The 16,199-nt window shown below is 72.4% G+C and carries 10 protein-coding genes; 2 read left to right on the plus strand and 8 right to left on the minus strand.

The window, feature by feature from the left end; all coding sequences use genetic code 11:
- Positions 1-121: 121 nt before the first annotated feature.
- The 6 genes from serA to AB0G63_RS29175 all read right to left on the minus strand — a co-directional run bounded on the left by serA (position 122) and on the right by AB0G63_RS29175 (position 10,392).
- Positions 122-1,711, minus strand: a complete 1,590-nt coding sequence (serA, locus tag AB0G63_RS29150; protein ID WP_360756115.1) for a phosphoglycerate dehydrogenase — start codon at positions 1,709-1,711, stop codon at positions 122-124.
- Positions 1,712-2,018: 307 nt separating this feature from the next.
- A complete protein-coding gene (ilvC, locus tag AB0G63_RS29155; RefSeq protein ID WP_360756117.1) occupies positions 2,019-3,017 on the minus strand; it encodes a ketol-acid reductoisomerase in 999 nt (332 codons plus the stop codon).
- Between the two features lie 118 nt (positions 3,018-3,135).
- Entirely contained in the window at positions 3,136-3,660 is a 525-nt protein-coding gene (ilvN, locus tag AB0G63_RS29160) for an acetolactate synthase small subunit (RefSeq protein ID WP_351898881.1), read from the minus strand.
- 21 nt (positions 3,661-3,681) lie between these two features.
- Entirely contained in the window at positions 3,682-5,529 is a 1,848-nt protein-coding gene (locus AB0G63_RS29165) for an acetolactate synthase large subunit (protein WP_360756121.1), read from the minus strand.
- A 243-nt stretch (positions 5,530-5,772) separates the two neighbouring features.
- Positions 5,773-9,003: an EAL domain-containing protein gene (locus tag AB0G63_RS29170; protein WP_360756123.1), complete on the minus strand. Its 3,231-nt coding sequence runs from the start codon at positions 9,001-9,003 to the stop codon at positions 5,773-5,775.
- 438 nt (positions 9,004-9,441) lie between these two features.
- Positions 9,442-10,392, minus strand: a complete 951-nt coding sequence (locus AB0G63_RS29175) for a 2-hydroxyacid dehydrogenase (RefSeq protein WP_360756125.1) — start codon at positions 10,390-10,392, stop codon at positions 9,442-9,444.
- A 74-nt stretch (positions 10,393-10,466) separates the two neighbouring features.
- Here AB0G63_RS29175 and AB0G63_RS29180 point away from each other — a divergent pair, with 74 nt between their 5' ends.
- Together AB0G63_RS29180 and AB0G63_RS29185 are read left to right on the plus strand one after the other, a co-directional pair.
- Positions 10,467-11,465 (plus strand): aldo/keto reductase, encoded by a 999-nt coding sequence (locus AB0G63_RS29180; protein ID WP_360756127.1) that lies wholly within the window; start codon positions 10,467-10,469, stop codon positions 11,463-11,465.
- Positions 11,466-11,614: 149 nt separating this feature from the next.
- Positions 11,615-12,775, plus strand: a complete 1,161-nt coding sequence (locus tag AB0G63_RS29185; RefSeq protein ID WP_360756244.1) for a PQQ-dependent sugar dehydrogenase — start codon at positions 11,615-11,617, stop codon at positions 12,773-12,775.
- 4 nt (positions 12,776-12,779) lie between these two features.
- Here the strand turns inward: AB0G63_RS29185 and AB0G63_RS29190 are convergent, their stop codons facing one another.
- On the minus strand, positions 12,780-13,058 hold the full coding sequence (locus AB0G63_RS29190; protein WP_360756129.1) for a DUF6191 domain-containing protein: 279 nt from the start codon (positions 13,056-13,058) through the stop codon (positions 12,780-12,782).
- Between the two features lie 42 nt (positions 13,059-13,100).
- The gene (locus tag AB0G63_RS29195) at positions 13,101-16,139 is read right to left on the minus strand and encodes an AAA family ATPase (protein ID WP_360756131.1); all 3,039 of its coding nucleotides are present in this window, start codon (positions 16,137-16,139) and stop codon (positions 13,101-13,103) included.
- Positions 16,140-16,199 lie beyond the last annotated feature (60 nt).

Here is a 16,199-nt window from a genome sequence, read left to right on the forward strand (position 1 = left end):
GGGCCGAACAGCCGCTGCACCACGCCGCCACGCCGGAGGCGGAGGACCTCGGCGAGTTCCTGCTGGGCGAATGGGACGAAACGGCCGGGTGCGTTCGCGTGCGCCCGCGCGGTCCGTCGGGTCAGACGAGGTTCACCGACCGGGCGAACGTCGCCCCGATCTCCTCGGCGACCTCGGCCAGCACGGTCCCGGCCACCGTGTCGTCGACGGTCAGCACGGCCAGCGCCTCGCCGCCGACCGCCGCGCGGGCGACCTGCATGCCGGCGATGTTGATGCCCGCCTCGCCGAAGATCCGGCCCACCGTGCCGACGACGCCCGGACGGTCCTCGTAGCGCAGGACGACCATGTGGTCGGCGAGCGCGAGGTCGACGTCGTAGTCGCCGACGGCGACGATCTTCTGGAGGTGCTTCGGACCGGCCAGCGTGCCGGAGACCGACACCTCCTCGCCGCTGCCGAGCGTGCCGCGCACGGTCACCACGTTGCGGTGGTCGGCCGACTCGGAGCTGGTCGTCAGGCGCACCTCGACACCGCGCTCCTGCGCGAACAGCGGGGCGTTGACGTAGGAGACGGTCTCGTCGACGACGTCCTCGAAGACGCCCTTGAGGGCGCTGAGCTCCAGCACCTTCACGTCGTGCTGGGTGATCTCGCCGTACACCTCGACGTCGAGACGGACCGCGACCTCGCCCGCGAGCGCGGTAAAGATCCGGCCGAGGCGCTCGGCGAGCGGCAGGCCCGGCTTGACGTCCTCGGCGATGACGCCGCCCTGGACGTTCACCGCGTCGGGGACCAGCTCACCGGCGAGGGCGAGCCGCACCGACCTGGCGACGGCGATGCCGGCCTTCTCCTGCGCCTCGTCCGTCGACGCGCCGAGGTGCGGGGTGCACACCACCTGGTCGAACTCGAACAGCGGGGAGTCGGTGCACGGCTCCTTGGCGTACACGTCGAGGCCGGCGCCCGCGACGCGGCCCTCCTTCAGCGCCGAGTACAGCGCCTCCTCGTCGACGATCCCGCCGCGCGCGGCGTTGACGATGCGCACGCTCGGCTTGACCTTGCGCAGCGCCTCGTCGCCGATCAGGCCGAGGGTCTCGGGGGTCTTGGGCAGGTGGACGGTGATGAAGTCGGAGACCTCCAGCAGCTCGTCCAGCGACAGCACCTTGACGCCCATCTGCGCGGCCCGCGCGGGCTGGATGTAGGGGTCGTAGGCGACGACCTTCATCCCGAAGGCGGACATGCGCTGGGCGACCAGCGCGCCGATGCGGCCCAGGCCCACGACGCCGAGGGTCTTCTCGGCCAGCTCCACGCCCGTGTACTTGCTGCGCTTCCACTCGCCGTTCTTCAGCGCGGCGTTGGCCTGCGGAATGTGGCGGGCGGTGGCGACGAGCAGGCCGCAGGCGAGTTCGGCGGCCGTGACGATGTTGGAGGTGGGAGCGTTGACGACCATCACGCCGGCCTTGGTGGCGGCGGAGACGTCGACGTTGTCGAGGCCGACGCCGGCTCGTGCGACGACCTTCAGCTTGTTCGCGGCGGCGATCGCCTCGGCGTCCACCTTGGTGGCGGAGCGGATCAGGATCGCGTCGACGTCGGCGATGGCGGGGAGCAGCTCCGCTCGGTCCGCTCCGTTGCAGTGCCGGATCTCGAAGTCGGGTCCGAGTGCGTCCACGGTCGCGGGCGACAGCTCTTCAGCGATGAGTACGACGGGTTTCGAGCTCACGTGGTCCTCACATGTGCGATGCGGACGGCCGTCCCGACGGCCGCAGGCGGTGGAGGGGTGCTGGGGCCGGTCTGGCCATTCCCGTCGTCCGCCCGAGGAGACGCCGCGAGGCAGGCAGGAATGTCAGACAGGCCCTTGGGCCGCGTGGAAGACGCACGACGCTGTGGGCCTGACGCGTTTGTTGTGCAGCAGTCTAGTGGCGTCGCGAGCGTCGTCTCACGCCACCGCGGAAGGATCACCCGTCCGAGGCTGGACGGGTTGGACAACGGGGCCGGAGCGATCCGCTCCGGCCCCGTGGCCAGGAGGCTTACGCCTCCTCGTTCACCCAGCTCATCAGCTTGCGCAGCTGCTTGCCGGTGGTCTCCAGCAGGTGCTCGGAGTCCTGCTTCTTGTACTCGTTGTACTTCTTCAGGCCGCCGTGGTACTCGTCCATCCAGTTCTGGGCGAAGGAGCCGTCCTGGATCTCGGCGAGGACCTTCTTCATCTCGGCCTTGGTGGCGTCGGTGATGATCCGCGGGCCGGTGACGTAGTCGCCCCACTCGGCGGTCTCGGAGATCGACCAGCGCATCTTCTCCAGGCCGCCCTCGTACATGAGGTCCACGATCAGCTTCAGCTCGTGCAGGCACTCGAAGTAGGCGATCTCCGGCTGGTAGCCGGCCTCGGTCAGCGTCTCGAAGCCCGCCTTGACCAGCGCCGCGGTGCCACCGCAGAGGACGGCCTGCTCACCGAACAGGTCGGTCTCGGTCTCCTCGGTGAAGGTGGTCTTGATGACGCCGGCGCGGGTGCCGCCGATGCCCTTGGCGTACGACAGCGCCAGCGCGAAGGCGTTGCCCGAGGCGTCCTGCTCGACGGCGACGATGCAGGGAACGCCGCGGCCCTCCTCGTACTGGCGGCGCACCAGGTGGCCCGGGCCCTTCGGGGCGACCATGCAGACGTCGACGCCGGCCGGGGGCTTGATGAAGCCGAAGCGGATGTTGAAGCCGTGGCCGAAGAACAGGGCGTCGCCGTCGTTGAGGTTCGGGGCGATGGACTCCTCGTAGACCTGGGCCTGGATCGGGTCCGGGACCAGGATCATGATCACGTCGGCCTCGGCGGCGGCCTCCGCCGGGGTCACCACGCGCAGGCCCTGCTCCTCGGCCTTGGCCTTGGACTTGGAGCCCTCGTGCAGACCGACGCGGACGTCGACACCCGAGTCGCGCAGCGACAGCGCGTGGGCGTGGCCCTGGCTGCCGTAACCGATGACCGCGACCTTGCGGCCCTGGATGATGGACAGGTCGGCGTCGGCGTCGTAGAACAGCTCGGCCACTTTGGGTTCTCTCCTTGAGTGCTGGTGTTGCGTCCCACCGTATGACGGCGGGGGGAAGGGAAGTCTCGGGGTCTCGGTATGCGGGCGGCCGGTGTCACCCGGTCGCCCGCATCCGTGGTCATGCCGACCGGTCGAGAGCGCGCAGCGAGCGGTCCGTGATCGAACGTGCGCCGCGTCCGATCGCGATCGTGCCGGACTGCACCAGCTCCTTGATGCCGAACGGCTCGAGCATCTTGAGCATGGCGGACAGCTTCTCGGTGGAGCCGGTGGCCTCGACGGTGACGGCCTCCGGGGAGACGTCGACGGTCTTGGCGCGGAACAGCTGGACGATCTCGACGATCTGGGAGCGCGTCTCGTTGTCGGCGCGCACCTTCACCAGGACGAGTTCGCGCTGAACGGCCTGCGACGGCTCCAGCTCGACGATCTTCAGGACGTTGACGAGCTTGTTGAGCTGCTTGGTGACCTGCTCCAGCGGCAGCTCCTCCACCCCCACGACGATGGTGATGCGGGAGATGTCGGGGTGCTCGGTGACGCCGACCGCGAGGGAGTCGATGTTGAAGCCGCGGCGCGAGAAGAGGGCGGCGATCCGGGCCAGGATGCCCGGCTTGTTCTCCACCAGGACGGAGAGCGTGTGCTTGGACATGTCTTCGTTGGTCTCTCTCGCTCAGTCGTCTTCGTTGTCGCCGAAGTCGGGGCGGACGTCCCGGGCGGCCATGATCTCGTCGTTGGAGGTGCCGGCGGCGACCATCGGCCAGACCATCGCGTCCCCGTGGACGATGAAGTCCACGACGACCGGACGGTCGTTGATCGCGTTCGCCTCCTCGATGACCTTGTCGAGGTCGTCCGGGGACTCGCAGCGCAGCCCCACGCAGCCCATCGCCTCGGACAGCTTCACGAAGTCCGGCACGCGCGTGCCCTTGGCGTCCGGGTTGATGTCGTCGGGGCCGGAGTGCAGCACGGTGTTGGAGTAGCGCTGGTTGTAGAACAGCGTCTGCCACTGGCGGACCATCCCGAGGGCGCCGTTGTTGATGATGGCGACCTTGATCGGGATGTTGTTCAGCGCGCAGGTGGTGAGTTCCTGGTTGGTCATCTGGAAACAGCCGTCGCCGTCGATCGCCCAGACGGTCCGGTCCGGCATGCCGGCCTTGGCGCCCATCGCGGCCGGGACCGAGTAGCCCATCGTCCCCGCGCCGCCGGAGTTCAGCCAGGTGGCGGGCTGCTCGTACTGGATGAAGTGCGCGGCCCACATCTGGTGCTGGCCGACGCCCGCCGTGAAGATCGTGCCCTCGGGGGCGAGCCGGCCGATGCGCTCGATGACCTGCTGCGGGGAGAGCGAGCCGTTCTCGGGCAGGTCGTAGCCGAGCGGGTAGGTGTCGCGCCAGTGGGACAGGTCCTTCCACCAGGCGGTGTAGTCGCCCTTGTGGCCCTCGCTGTGCTCCTTCTGCACGGCTTGGACCAGGTCGGCGATGACCTCGCGGGCGTCCCCGACGATCGGCACGTCGACGGCGCGGTTCTTGCCGATCTCGGCGGGGTCGATGTCGGCGTGGACGATCTTGGCGTGCGGGGCGAAGCTGTCCAGCTTGCCGGTGACGCGGTCGTCGAAGCGGGCTCCGAGGGCGACGATCAGGTCGGCCTTCTGCAGCGCGGTGACGGCGGTGACCGCACCGTGCATGCCCGGCATTCCCACGTGCAGCGGGTGGCTGTCGGGGAATGCGCCGAGCGCCATCAGGGTGGTGGTGACGGGCGCTCCGGTGAGTTCTGCCAGGACCTTCAGCTCGGCGGTGGCGTGCGCCTTGAGCACACCGCCGCCGACGTAGAGGACGGGCCGCCGGGCAGAGGTGATCAGCTTGGCCGCCTCGCGGATCTGCTTGGCGTGCGGCTTGGTCACCGGGCGGTAGCCGGGCAGGTCCATGACGGGCGGCCAGGAGAAGGTGGTCCTCGCCTGGAGGGCGTCCTTGGCGATGTCGACCAGGACCGGGCCGGGGCGGCCGGTGGAGGCGATGTGGAACGCCTGCGCGATGATCCGCGGGATGTCCTCGGCCTTGGTGACCAGGAAGTTGTGCTTGGTGACCGGCATGGTGATGCCGACGATGTCCGCCTCCTGGAAGGAGTCGGTGCCGATCGCCGAGGAGGCGACCTGGCCGGTGATCGCCACCAGCGGCACCGAGTCCATGTGCGCGTCCATGATCGGCGTCACCAGGTTGGTGGCGCCCGGTCCGGAGGTGGCCATGCAGACGCCGACCTTGCCGGTGGCCTGCGCGTAGCCGGTGGCCGCGTGGCCGGCGCCCTGCTCGTGACGGACCAGGACGTGGCGCACCCGGGTCGAGTCCATCAGCGGGTCGTAGGCGGGAAGGATGGCACCTCCGGGAATGCCGAATACCGTGTCGGCGCCGACCTCCTCGAGAGAGCGGATGAGGGACTGCGCACCCGTGACGTGCTCGGGGGCGGAGTGCTGTCCTCCGGAACGGGGCCGCGGCTGCGGATGGTGGGCCCCGGTGGCCTGCTCGGTCATCGGCATTCTCTTCTCGATGCTGAGGGTTTTTGCGAGGTTTGGGCGGTATTGGGCTGCTGCACGACAGGCGCCTGTGCAACAAAAAACCCCTCGTGCCATAAGGCAAGCGAGGGGAGCGCGCCGGGTGTGTTCGCTGGGAGTTCCGGGTCCGTCCGGACGTCACCAGCGTCAGCCGACGCGCTTTCCAAGTACGAGAATTCGGGTGCGCATGGAACCGACCCTCCCCCCACCGCGTACCGCATGTCAAGCCGGTGGGACAGGAGTCTCATCATGTGAGCGGAGGGCGCTGGAGCCCCGCAGGACGGCCGTCACCCCACTGGAGTACACCCGCCCCGTCGTCTCCCTCACGCCGCCCGCGAACACCGGCTCGGCGGGTCCGTGCGGCACCGCGCAGTGGCCGGAACCGAGCGCCCTGCGCAGCCGGTACTCCTCCAGCGGACCGGAGAACGCCATGCCCTGTCCGTGCGTGCAGCCCATCGCGCGCAGGGCGACGGCCTGCTCGGGCTGGTCCACCCCGACGGCCACGGACTGCAGCCCGAGATCGACAGCGATCCGCAGCAGCCCACTGGTGATCTTGTGCAGCCGCGCGGACTCGACGACGCCCTCGACCAGGCAACGGTCGAGTTTCAGTACGTCGACGGGGAGTCTGCGCAGGGCCGTGATCGCTCCGTGGCCGCCGCCGAAGCCGTCCAGCGCGATCCGGACGCCGAGCCGCCGCAGGGACGACAGGCGCCGCTCCAGCTCGTCCGGCGAGACCCGGCAGTCGGCGTCGGCCAGCTCGATCACCAGCGCCCCGGACGGCAGTCCGTGCCGGGTCAGCAGCGCTTCTATCGAGCCGAGCGGCAGCGCGCGGTCCAGCAGCCGCCGGGCGCTGATCCGGACCGCCACCGGCACCGGCAGGCCGGCCGCGGCGCGCTCGGCGGCCTGGGCGACGGCCTCCTCGAGGATCCAGCGGTCCAGTTCCTGCGTCTTGTCGCTCTCCTCGGCCACGCGCAGGAACTCGGCCGGGGTGAACAGCACTCCCTGGGACGAGCGCCAGCGCGCCTGCGCCTCGACAGCCGTGATCCGGCCGTCCGACAGGCGCACCACCGGCTGGTGCAGCAGCGTGAACTCGCCGTCGTGCAGGGCCGCGCGCAGTCGCGTGGCAAGCTCCGCCTTCCGCACCACGTCCTGCTGCATCTGCGGCGCGTACAGCTCGACGCGGCCCTTGCCGCCCGCCTTGGCGCGGTACATGGCAAGGTCGGCGTTCCGCAGCAGTTCGCCCGCGCCGAGTCCCGGTTCGGCGAAGGCGACGCCGATGGAGGCGTTGACCCGGACATCGTTGCCGTCGATGAGGTACGGCTGGGAGAGCGTGACCCTGAGGCGCTCGGCGAGCTCCAGTATGTGGCGTTCGCGGGCGGAGCGGTCACGGCCGCCGTCCCCGACGATCAGGGCCGCGAACTCGTCGCCGCCGAGCCTGGAGGCCGTGTCTCCGTGCCGGACGGCGTCCTGGAGTCTGCGGGCGGCCTGGACCAGCAGCTCGTCCCCGGCCTGGTGCCCGATCGTGTCGTTGACGGCCTTGAAGCCGTCGAGGTCGATGAAGAGCACGGCCGTGCCGCGCAGCGCGGCCCCGCGGTCGGAGGAGCGACGGCCGGACAGGGCCTGCTGGACGCGCCTGGTGAACAGGGCGCGGTTGGGCAGGTCGGTGAGCGGGTCGTGTTCGGCGTTGTGCTGCAACTGCGCCTGCAGGCGCACTCTCTCGGTCACGTCCCGGCTGTTGAAGATGAGGCCCCCGTGGTGGCGGTTGACGGTGGACTCGACGTTGAGCCAGCCCCCGTCGCCGGAGCGGAACCGGCACTCGATGCGGGTGGTGGGCTCCTGGAGCGGGCTGGCGGCGAGGAAGCGGCGCGCCTCGTGCACCACGCGGCCCAGGTCCTCCGGGTGGATCAGGTTGGCCAGTTCGGTGCCCACCAGGTCCTCCGCGGGGCGTCCGTAGACCCCGGCGGCGGCCGGGGAGACGTAACGGAGGATGCCGTTGGGCGCGGCGATCATGATGACGTCGCTGGAGCCCTGCACCAGGGAGCGGAAGTGGTTCTCCTTCTGCGCCAGTTCCTGGGTGAGGGTGATGTTGTCCAGCAGCATGATGCCCTGGCGTACGACGAGGGCGAGCACGACCGTGCCGCCGGTCAGCAGCACCACGCGGTCCACGCTGCGGCCGCTGAGCACGTTGTAGAGGATGCCCAGCGTGCAGACGGCGGCGGCGAGATAGGGCGTGAGGGCGGCCAGTGAGCCGGCGATCGGCCGGGCGCCGGCGTACCGGCCGTGCTCGTCCGGCTGCGGGGGCGCGGGGTGCGGGTGCGGGGCGCCCCGACCGCCCCGTCCGCCCGGCGGGTGTTCGCGCACCACACGCGTGTGTCCGTCGCCCTGTCCCCCGCCCAGGAAGGACGCCCCGCCGCGCGAATGCCCACCGTGCTCGCCGTGCCGGTCGTGCCCGCCGTGCCGGTCGTGCCCGCCGTGCCAGTCGTGCCCGCCGTGCCAGTCGTGCCCGCCGTGCCAGTCGTGCCCGCCGTGCCAGCCGGTCTCCGGGCCTGCGGTCTCCACGCCACCGGACTCCTGGTCGCCGGACTCCTGGTCGCCGGACTCCTGCCGCGCGCGCCGGGACGCGACCCAGGGGGCGTAGGCGAGGAGCAGGGAGCCGGCGAACCAGCCCGCGTCGAGCAACTGGCCGGAGTGGTAGCTGTCGTGCAGCAGCGGCGAGGTGAACAGCGCGTCGCACATCACGGTCAGGGCGAGCGCGCCGATGGCGGTGTTGACCGCCGTGCGGTTGACCGCGGAGCGCCTGAAGTGCAGCGCCAGCACCATGCTGACCAGGGCGATGTCCAGCAGCGGGTAGGCCAGCGACAGGGCGGTGCAGGCGACGCTGGGGCCGTCGAACCGGGCGGCCTGGGCGAGCGCGAGGCTCCAGGAGAGCGTGAGCAGCGAGCCGCCGATCAGCCACGCGTCCAGCGCCAGGCACACCCAGCCCGCCTTCGTGACGGGCCGCTTGGCGAGCACCAGCAGCCCCACGATGGCGGGCGGCGCGAAGCACAGGAAGAACAGGTCGGCGTAACTGGGGCTGGGCACGGGCCGTTTCAGGACGACCTCGTACCACCCCCAGACCCCGTTGCCCAGGGCCGCCATGGCGGAGGACAGGGCGAACAGCGTCCAGGCGGGCCGGAAGCGGACGCGGCGGTCGCGGGCGTACAGCCCGCAGGACACGGCGGCGGTGGCCGCGGCGGCGCTGAGCCCGAAGTCGCCCATGATCAGCGCGACTTCGTCGGATCCCCAGCCGACGGCGGACCCGACGGCGTACGCCGCGCAGACCAGGGCCACCACGAGTTGGCGGACCAGGCCCGGTCCGCCGGCGGCCGGCCGGCGGGGCGGCGGCGCGCCCGGGGAGCACCGCGGCCGCGGCGCTCCGTGGACGGTGGTCGCGGGAGGCGGCGGCGAGGTCACCGGACCCTCCAGGTCCGCTCGGCTCCCGCGTCCCGGAGCTCCCGGGGTGCCGGATGCGCCTGCCGCCGACGGCTGTTGTGCCGGTGGTGGTGATGGCTGTGCGGGCAGCCGTGACCGGTGTGGTGACCGCGTCGGCGCGCGGCCGCACGCCAGGGTCGCCGTCGGCGGCTCCGCCGCGTCGGATCGTTCGTCCATAGGCCGTGCATCGCCCGTCGCCCCCCTCACAGTCTCAAGTCCGTCCCCGGCGCCGAACGGTGCGCGGCGCAGCCCCTGTCGGGACGATACACCAGGATCGTCACTCAGGGACATAGTTCCTCTACGCTCCGTGACGACCTGCGGCGATGCGGGCACGCACCGCTTCCGGGAGATTGCGGAGGGTACCGGAAGCGGATTACGCGCCTGTTGCGCCGGTGGCGCGCGGCGCCCGGGCCGCCCGCGTCACGCCTCGTTCGCGCCTGTCGTAAGGATCACGTTGCGCAGCGGCTCCTGGTTCACGAACCGGTTCAGCTGGTCCACCAGCAGGCGCTTGGCGCGGGGCAGGAAGGCGGAGGTGGGTCCGCCGACGTGCGGGCTGATCAGCACGCCCGGAGCGCGCCACAGGGGGTGGTCGCGGGGCAGCGGCTCGGGGTCGGTGACGTCGAGGGCCGCGGTGATGCGGCCGCTCTCCAGCTCCGTGAGCAGCGCCTTGGTGTCGACGACGGGGCCGCGGGCGACGTTGACGAGGAGCGCGCCGTCCTTCATCCGGGCCAGGAAACCGGCGTCGACCAGGTGGCGGGTGGTCTCGGTGAGCGGCGTGGACAGGACGACGACGTCCGCCTCGGGCAGCAGGGCGGGCAGGTCGGTGAGCGGATGCACCGGACCGCGCTCCGTGGTGCGTGCGGAGCGCGCGACGCGCACCACCCGCGCGACCTCGAAGGGAACGAGCCGGTCTTCGATCGCGGACCCGATCGAGCCGTACCCGACGATGAGGACGCTCCGGTCGGCCAGCGCGGGCCGGAACCCGCCGAGCCACTCCCCGCGGTCCTGCGCGCGCACGAAGTCGGGGATGCCGCGCAGCGACGCGAGGATGAGCGCGAGGGTGAGCTCGCCGGTGCTCGCCTCGTGCACGCCCTGCGCATTGCACAGCCGCACGCCTGGACGCAGGTGCCCAAGGCCGGGCACCACATGGTCGATGCCGGCCGACAGCGTCTGTACGACCCGCACACCGCTCATCGCGGGCAGCGGACGAACGCTGACCGGGCTGGGCTTCATATAAGGGACGACGTAGAAGACGCAGTCGGCGGGGTCCGCGGGGAACTCCTCGCCGCCGTCCCAGAAGCGGTATTCGGGCCCCTCGGGGAGCCCTTCGATGTCGTCCGGCGGGATGGGAAGCCACACGTCAGCAGTCATGCCAGGAGGCTATGTCAGGTTCCTGGCGGCGCAGAGGTTAGGTTGGGGGCCGGGAAAGGGAGGGTCACGAGCAGGTGGAGCGCAGGACGATCGGCGCGGGGCCACTCGCGGTGGGGGCCGTCGGCCTCGGGTGCATGCCGATGAGCTGGGCGTACAGCGGGTCGCGGCAGCGGGGCGACGAGTCGCTCAGGGCGGTGCACCGGGCGCTGGACCTGGGCTCGACGCTCCTGGACACCGCCGACATGTACGGCCCCTTCACCAACGAGCTGCTGCTGGGACGGGTGTTGAAGGAGCGCCGCCGGGACGCCTTCGTCTCGACGAAGGTGGGCCTGCTGGTCGGCGAGCAGCACATCGTGGCCAACGGCCGCCCCGGCTATGTGAAGCGGGCCTGCGACGCCTCCCTCAGACGCCTCCAGACGGACGTCATCGACCTCTACCAGCTGCACCGCGCGGACCCCGAGGTCCCGGTCGAGGAGACGTGGGGCGCGATGGCGGATCTCGTCCGGGCCGGGAAGGTGCGGGCGCTGGGGCTGTGCGCGGTGGGCGCGCGCGGCGGCCGGCGGTCCGGCGGCGGGCTGCACGACGCCACGCTCCGGCAGTTGCACCGGGTGCAGCAGGTCTTCCCGGTGAGCGCGGTCGAGGCCGAGCTGTCGGTCTGGTCGCCGGAGGCGCTGGAGTCGCTGCTGCCTTGGTGCGAGGCGCGCGGTGTGGGCTTCCTGGCGGCGATGCCGCTCGGCAACGGCTTCCTGACCGGAACGCTCACCCCGGGCGAGGGCTTCGAACCGGACGACATCCGCGCCCGCCACCCCCGCTTCACCGCGGAGATGATGGCGGCGAACCAGCCGATCGTGGTCGGCCTGCGCCGGATCGCGGCACGGCACGGCGACGACGTGACGCCGGCGCAGGTGGCGCTGGCGTGGGTGCTGGCGCAGGGCCGGCACGTGGTCCCGGTGCCGGGGACGAAGCAGGAGCGGTGGGCGGCCGAGAACGCGGCGGCGGCCGCGCTCCGGCTCACGGCCGAGGACCTCGCGGACCTGGCCCGGCTGCCGCCGGCGCAGGGGTCCTGGGACTGAACGCGGCACGGGCCCGGCGGGCGGCCGGGGCGGCGGCGGTACGGGTTCGGCCGACCGGGAACCTGTGCGGCGCGAACGGTGTATGACAAGGAGAACGGACTGCCGCTGCGCGCCGCCTCGAAGGGACCAAGAACGTGCGACGACGAGCTGTGCCGGCCATATGGGCCGCGACCGCGCTCCTGCTCACGGCCGGCTGCTCCGCCGGGTCGGGCGGGCTGCCGCCGGGCGCCGGCGGCACGGCCTCGGCCACGGCGACCGCGCCGTCCTCGCCCTCCTCGTCCTCGCGGCAGACGGCCGGCCAGGTCCCGCCCGCCAAGGGCTCGGTCAAGGTGCTGCGCACGGTCGCCGAGGGCCTGGACACGCCGTGGGGCCTGGCGCCCCTGCCCGAGGGCGGCGGCCTCCTCGTCTCCTCGCGCGACCAGGGGACGATCACCCGGGTCGACACCCGGACGGGCAGGAAGACCGAGCTGGGCAGGGTGTCCGGGGTCTCCCCGGCCGGAGAGGGCGGCCTCCTGGGCATCGCCCTGTCCCCCGACTACGCCTCCGACCACATGATCTACGCCTACTTCACCTCGGCCTCGGACAACCGCATCGTGCGCATGCTGTACGACGAGAAGAAGCCGTCCGGCGAGCAACTGGGCGCCCCCGACACGGTGTTCAGGGGCATCCCCAAGGGCATGATCCACAACGGCGGCCGGATCGCCTTCGGCCCGGACGGGATGCTGTACGCGGGCACGGGCGAGACCGGCGACCGGGGACTGGCCCAGGACACCAAGTCGCTGGGCGGCAAGATCCTGCGCCTGACGCCGGAGGGGGAGCCGGCGCCGGGCGACCCGTTCCCGGGCTCGCCGGTGTACTCCTACGGCCACCGCAACGTGCAGGGTCTCGCGTGGGACGCGAAACAGCGCCTGTTCGCCTCGGAGTTCGGCCAGGACACCTGGGACGAGCTGAACGCGATCAAGCCGGGCGGCGACTACGGCTGGCCGAAGGCCGAGGGCCGGTCGTCCGACCCGAAGTACCGCAACCCGATCGCGCAGTGGCACACCGACGACGCCTCCCCCAGCGGCATCGCCTGGGTCGACGGCGTGATCTGGATGGCGTCCCTGCGGGGCGAACGCCTGTGGCGCGTCCCCCTGAACGGCACCGCGGCGTCGGCGAAGCCGCAGTCGTTCCTCAAGGGCGAGTACGGCCGGCTGCGTACGGTGGCCCCGGCGGGCGACGGCAGGCTGTGGCTGGTGACGAGCGAGACGGACGGGCGCGGCACCCCCAGGAGCGGCGACGACCGGATCCTGGAACTGAAGGTGACGTAGGCCCTCAGGGTCCTTCCGACAGGCCTTCCGACGGACCTTCCGGCGGACCCTCCGACAGGCCTTCCGACGGGCCTTCCGGGGGATCCTGGTCCTCGCCCCGGTCCTCCCGGGCGGTCCGCCGCGCCGCGGGCCGCCGGACGACGACCTTCCCGGACGAGAGGTCTATCGGGCCGCGGCCGGGATCCTGGTCACCCACGTCCTCCCGGGTCAGCTCCAGCCGTTTCTGCTCGTCCCGGGTGTGTTTGCGGCCGGGCGCGAACAGTTCCTCGAACATGTTGAACACGGGGCCTCCCCCTGCCGGTCCTGACAGCGTACGCCCGGCCGGTCACCGCGGGGCGCCGAGCGGGTCGGCGGGGAACAGTCCCAGCCGGTGGGCCACGGCCGCCGCCTCCCCCCTTCCCGAGACGCCGAGCTTGGCCAGGATGTTCGACACGTGGACGCTGGCGGTCTTCGGGGAGATGAAGAGTTCCTCCGCTATCTGGCGGTTGGTGCGGCCGGCGGAGACCAGGCGCAGCACGTCCCGTTCCCGGCTGGTGAGGCCGAGCGCCTCGACCGGGTCGGCGGGCGCGGGACGCGGGTCCGGAACGTGGGTGAGGGGGAGCCGGGCGCGCTGGGCGAGCAGGGTGACGGCGTCGGCGAGCGGGCGGGCGCCGACGTGGCAGGCGACGGCGTGCGCGAGCCGGAGCAGTTCCGCGGCGCGCTCGCGCTCGTCGTCGCCGCCCGTCGCGAGCAGGGCCGCGGCCAGGCGGTGGCGGACGAGGGCCAGCTCGTAGGGGCGCTCCAGGCGTTCGAAGGCGGTGACGACGTCCGACCAGGCGTCGGCGGTGTCGCGGCCCGCGGCCCGGTGGAGTTCGGCGCGGACCCACTGCTCGTGGGCGAGCCGGACGGGGGCGTCGGCGGGGGTCTGCCTGGCGGCGTCGGCGATGCGCCCGAGGGCCTCGTCACGGCCCTGCCGCGCGGCGGGCAGCGTGCGGGCGTCGGCTTCGGCGGTGGCCGCTACGCGCAGCAGGGACCAGACGTAGCGCTGGGTGCCGGGCGGGATGCCGGCGGCGAGGGCGCGGTGCAGTGCGGCGCGGACGTCGAGGAGGCGGCCCTCGGCCGCGGCGACGCCGACGGTGAGCGCGGTGAGCGGCAGGGACTGCTGCGGCATGGGGTCGTGGGTGCCGAAGTATCCGTCGGCGGCGGCGAGCCGGCGGGCCGCCTCGGCCGTGTCGCCGCGGGCCAGGGCGACCTGGGCCAGGCTGAGGGCGCCCGCGCCCTGGGGCTTGGAGTTCTGTCCGCGCCGCAGCGCGTTGTGCGCGGCCTCGACGGTCTCGTCCCAGCGGCCCAGCGAGTACAGCGAGTCGGAGAGGTTGGCCCACACCCATGCCTCGGAGTTCAGCAGCCCGAACCGGCGGGTGTGGGCGACGCCCTCCTCCAGCAGGGCCACGGCCTCCGCGGAGCGTCCCACCGACTCCAGTTCCGAGGGCAGGTTGACGTACGCGCGGCCCGCGACCCGGGAGACGCCGTCCTCGACGGCCCGTTCCTTGACCTCGTACATCACGGCGAGGCCCGCCTCGGTGTCGCCCGCGTCGACCATCAGGCCGCCCAGCGTCAGGCGTGCGTTGATCTCGGTCTCCCGCGCGCCCACCATGCGCGCGTACTGCACCGCGCGTTCGGCCGCGGCGAAGGCCTGCGGGCCGGGTGCGCGCAGCATCGACCAGCCCGCCACCTGGGCCAGCACCTCGGCGTGCACCTCGGAGGGCGGCAGGCCGCGCACCAGTTCCTGGGCGGTGGCCAGTTCCTTCCAGCCGTCGCCGCGCCCCTGGCTCTGCACCAGGATCGCGCGCTGCGTCCAGAACCAGGCGGCGCGCAGCGGGTCGTGCTCCTCCTCCAGCAGGTGCAGCGCCCGCTTGGTGATCTTCAGGGCGCGTTCGCGTTCCCCGCACAGCCGTCCGGCGGCGGCGGCCTCGGCCATGAGGTCGAGGTAGCGCAGCGGTGTGGTGGCCGGGTCGCAGCCGCAGGGTGCGTAGACCTCGGTGTAGTCGCTCAGCAGCAGTGCCTCCCGGACGTCCTCGGGGGCGGTGTCCCACAGCTCCATGGCCCGCTCCAGCAGGCCCAGTTGCTCGCTGTAGGCGTGGCGGCAGCGGGCAACGACGGAGGCGTCCAGGACGGCGGGGAGGGCCTTGGCGGGGTCGTGGGCGTGGTACCAGTAGCTGGCCAGGCGGGTGGCGCGTTCGTCGGCGGGCACCAGCGTCGGGTCGGCCTGGAGGGCTTCGGCGTAGCGGCGGTTGAGGCGGGAGCGCTCGCCGGGCAGCAGGTCGTCGCCGACGGCCTCACGGACCAGGGAGTGGCGGAAGCGGTAGCCGTCGCCGGCCGGCGCGGCGATGAGGATGCTGGCGTTCACGGCCGCCCGCAGCGCCTCGATGAGGTCGTCCTCGGCGAGCCGGGCGACCGCGGCCAGCAGCCGGTACTCGACGGTGGAGCCGCCCTCGGCGACGATCCGGACGACGCGCTGGGCGGTCTCGGGCAGGCTCTCGACGCGGACCAGGAGCAGGTCGCGGAGGGTGTCGGTGAGGCCGGTGCAGCAGCCTTCGTGGGCGGCGACGGCGAGTTCCTCGACGAAGAAGGCGTTGCCGTCGGAGCGTTCGAAGATGGCGTCGACCCGCGCGGGATCGGGTTCCTGGGCCAGGATGCCGGCGATCTGGCGGCCGACCTCGGCGCGGTTGAAGCGGCGGAGTTCGATGCGGCGGACGGTGCGCAGCCGGTCGAGTTCGGCGAGCAGAGGGCGCAGGGGGTGGCGGCGGTGGATGTCGTCGGCGCGGTAGGTGGCGAGGACGACGAGGCGGCCGCTGCGCAGGGTGCGGAAGAGGTAGGTCAGCAGGTGGCGGGTGGAGGCGTCGGCCCAGTGGAGGTCCTCCAGGGCGACGACGACGGTGTGGCCGGCCGCGACGCGTTCCAGCAGCCGGGCGGTGAGCTCGAAGAGACGCGCCATGCCCTCCTCGTCGTGGCGCCCCGGGCTCGCCTCGCAGACCTCGGGCAGGAGCCTGGCGAGTTCCTCCTCCTGGCCGGCGGCCGCGGCGGCGACCTCGTCGGGCAGTTCCCGGCGCAGGGCGCGCAGGGCGCTGGAGAAGGGGGCGAAGGGCAGGCCGTCGGCGCCGATCTCGACGCAGCCGCCGAGCGCGACGACGGCTCCCTGCCGGCCGGCGGCGGTGGCGAACTCCTCGACGAGCCGGGTCTTGCCGACCCCGGCCTCGCCGCCGATCAGCAGCGCCTGCGGCTCGCCCGCGGACGCCCGGGCGAGCGCGTCGTTCAGCGCGTCCAGCTCTTCGGCGCGGCCGACGAACACCGGACTGACGGACCTGTTCTCCACGAGCCCGAGCATCGCACGGGGGTCCGACGGCGCGTCACCGGTTTTCCGGGCGCCGGCGCCCGCTGCGGAGGC

This window comes from Streptomyces sp. NPDC020996 (assembly GCF_040641355.1).
Classification (GTDB): Bacteria; Actinomycetota; Actinomycetes; order Streptomycetales; family Streptomycetaceae; genus Streptomyces.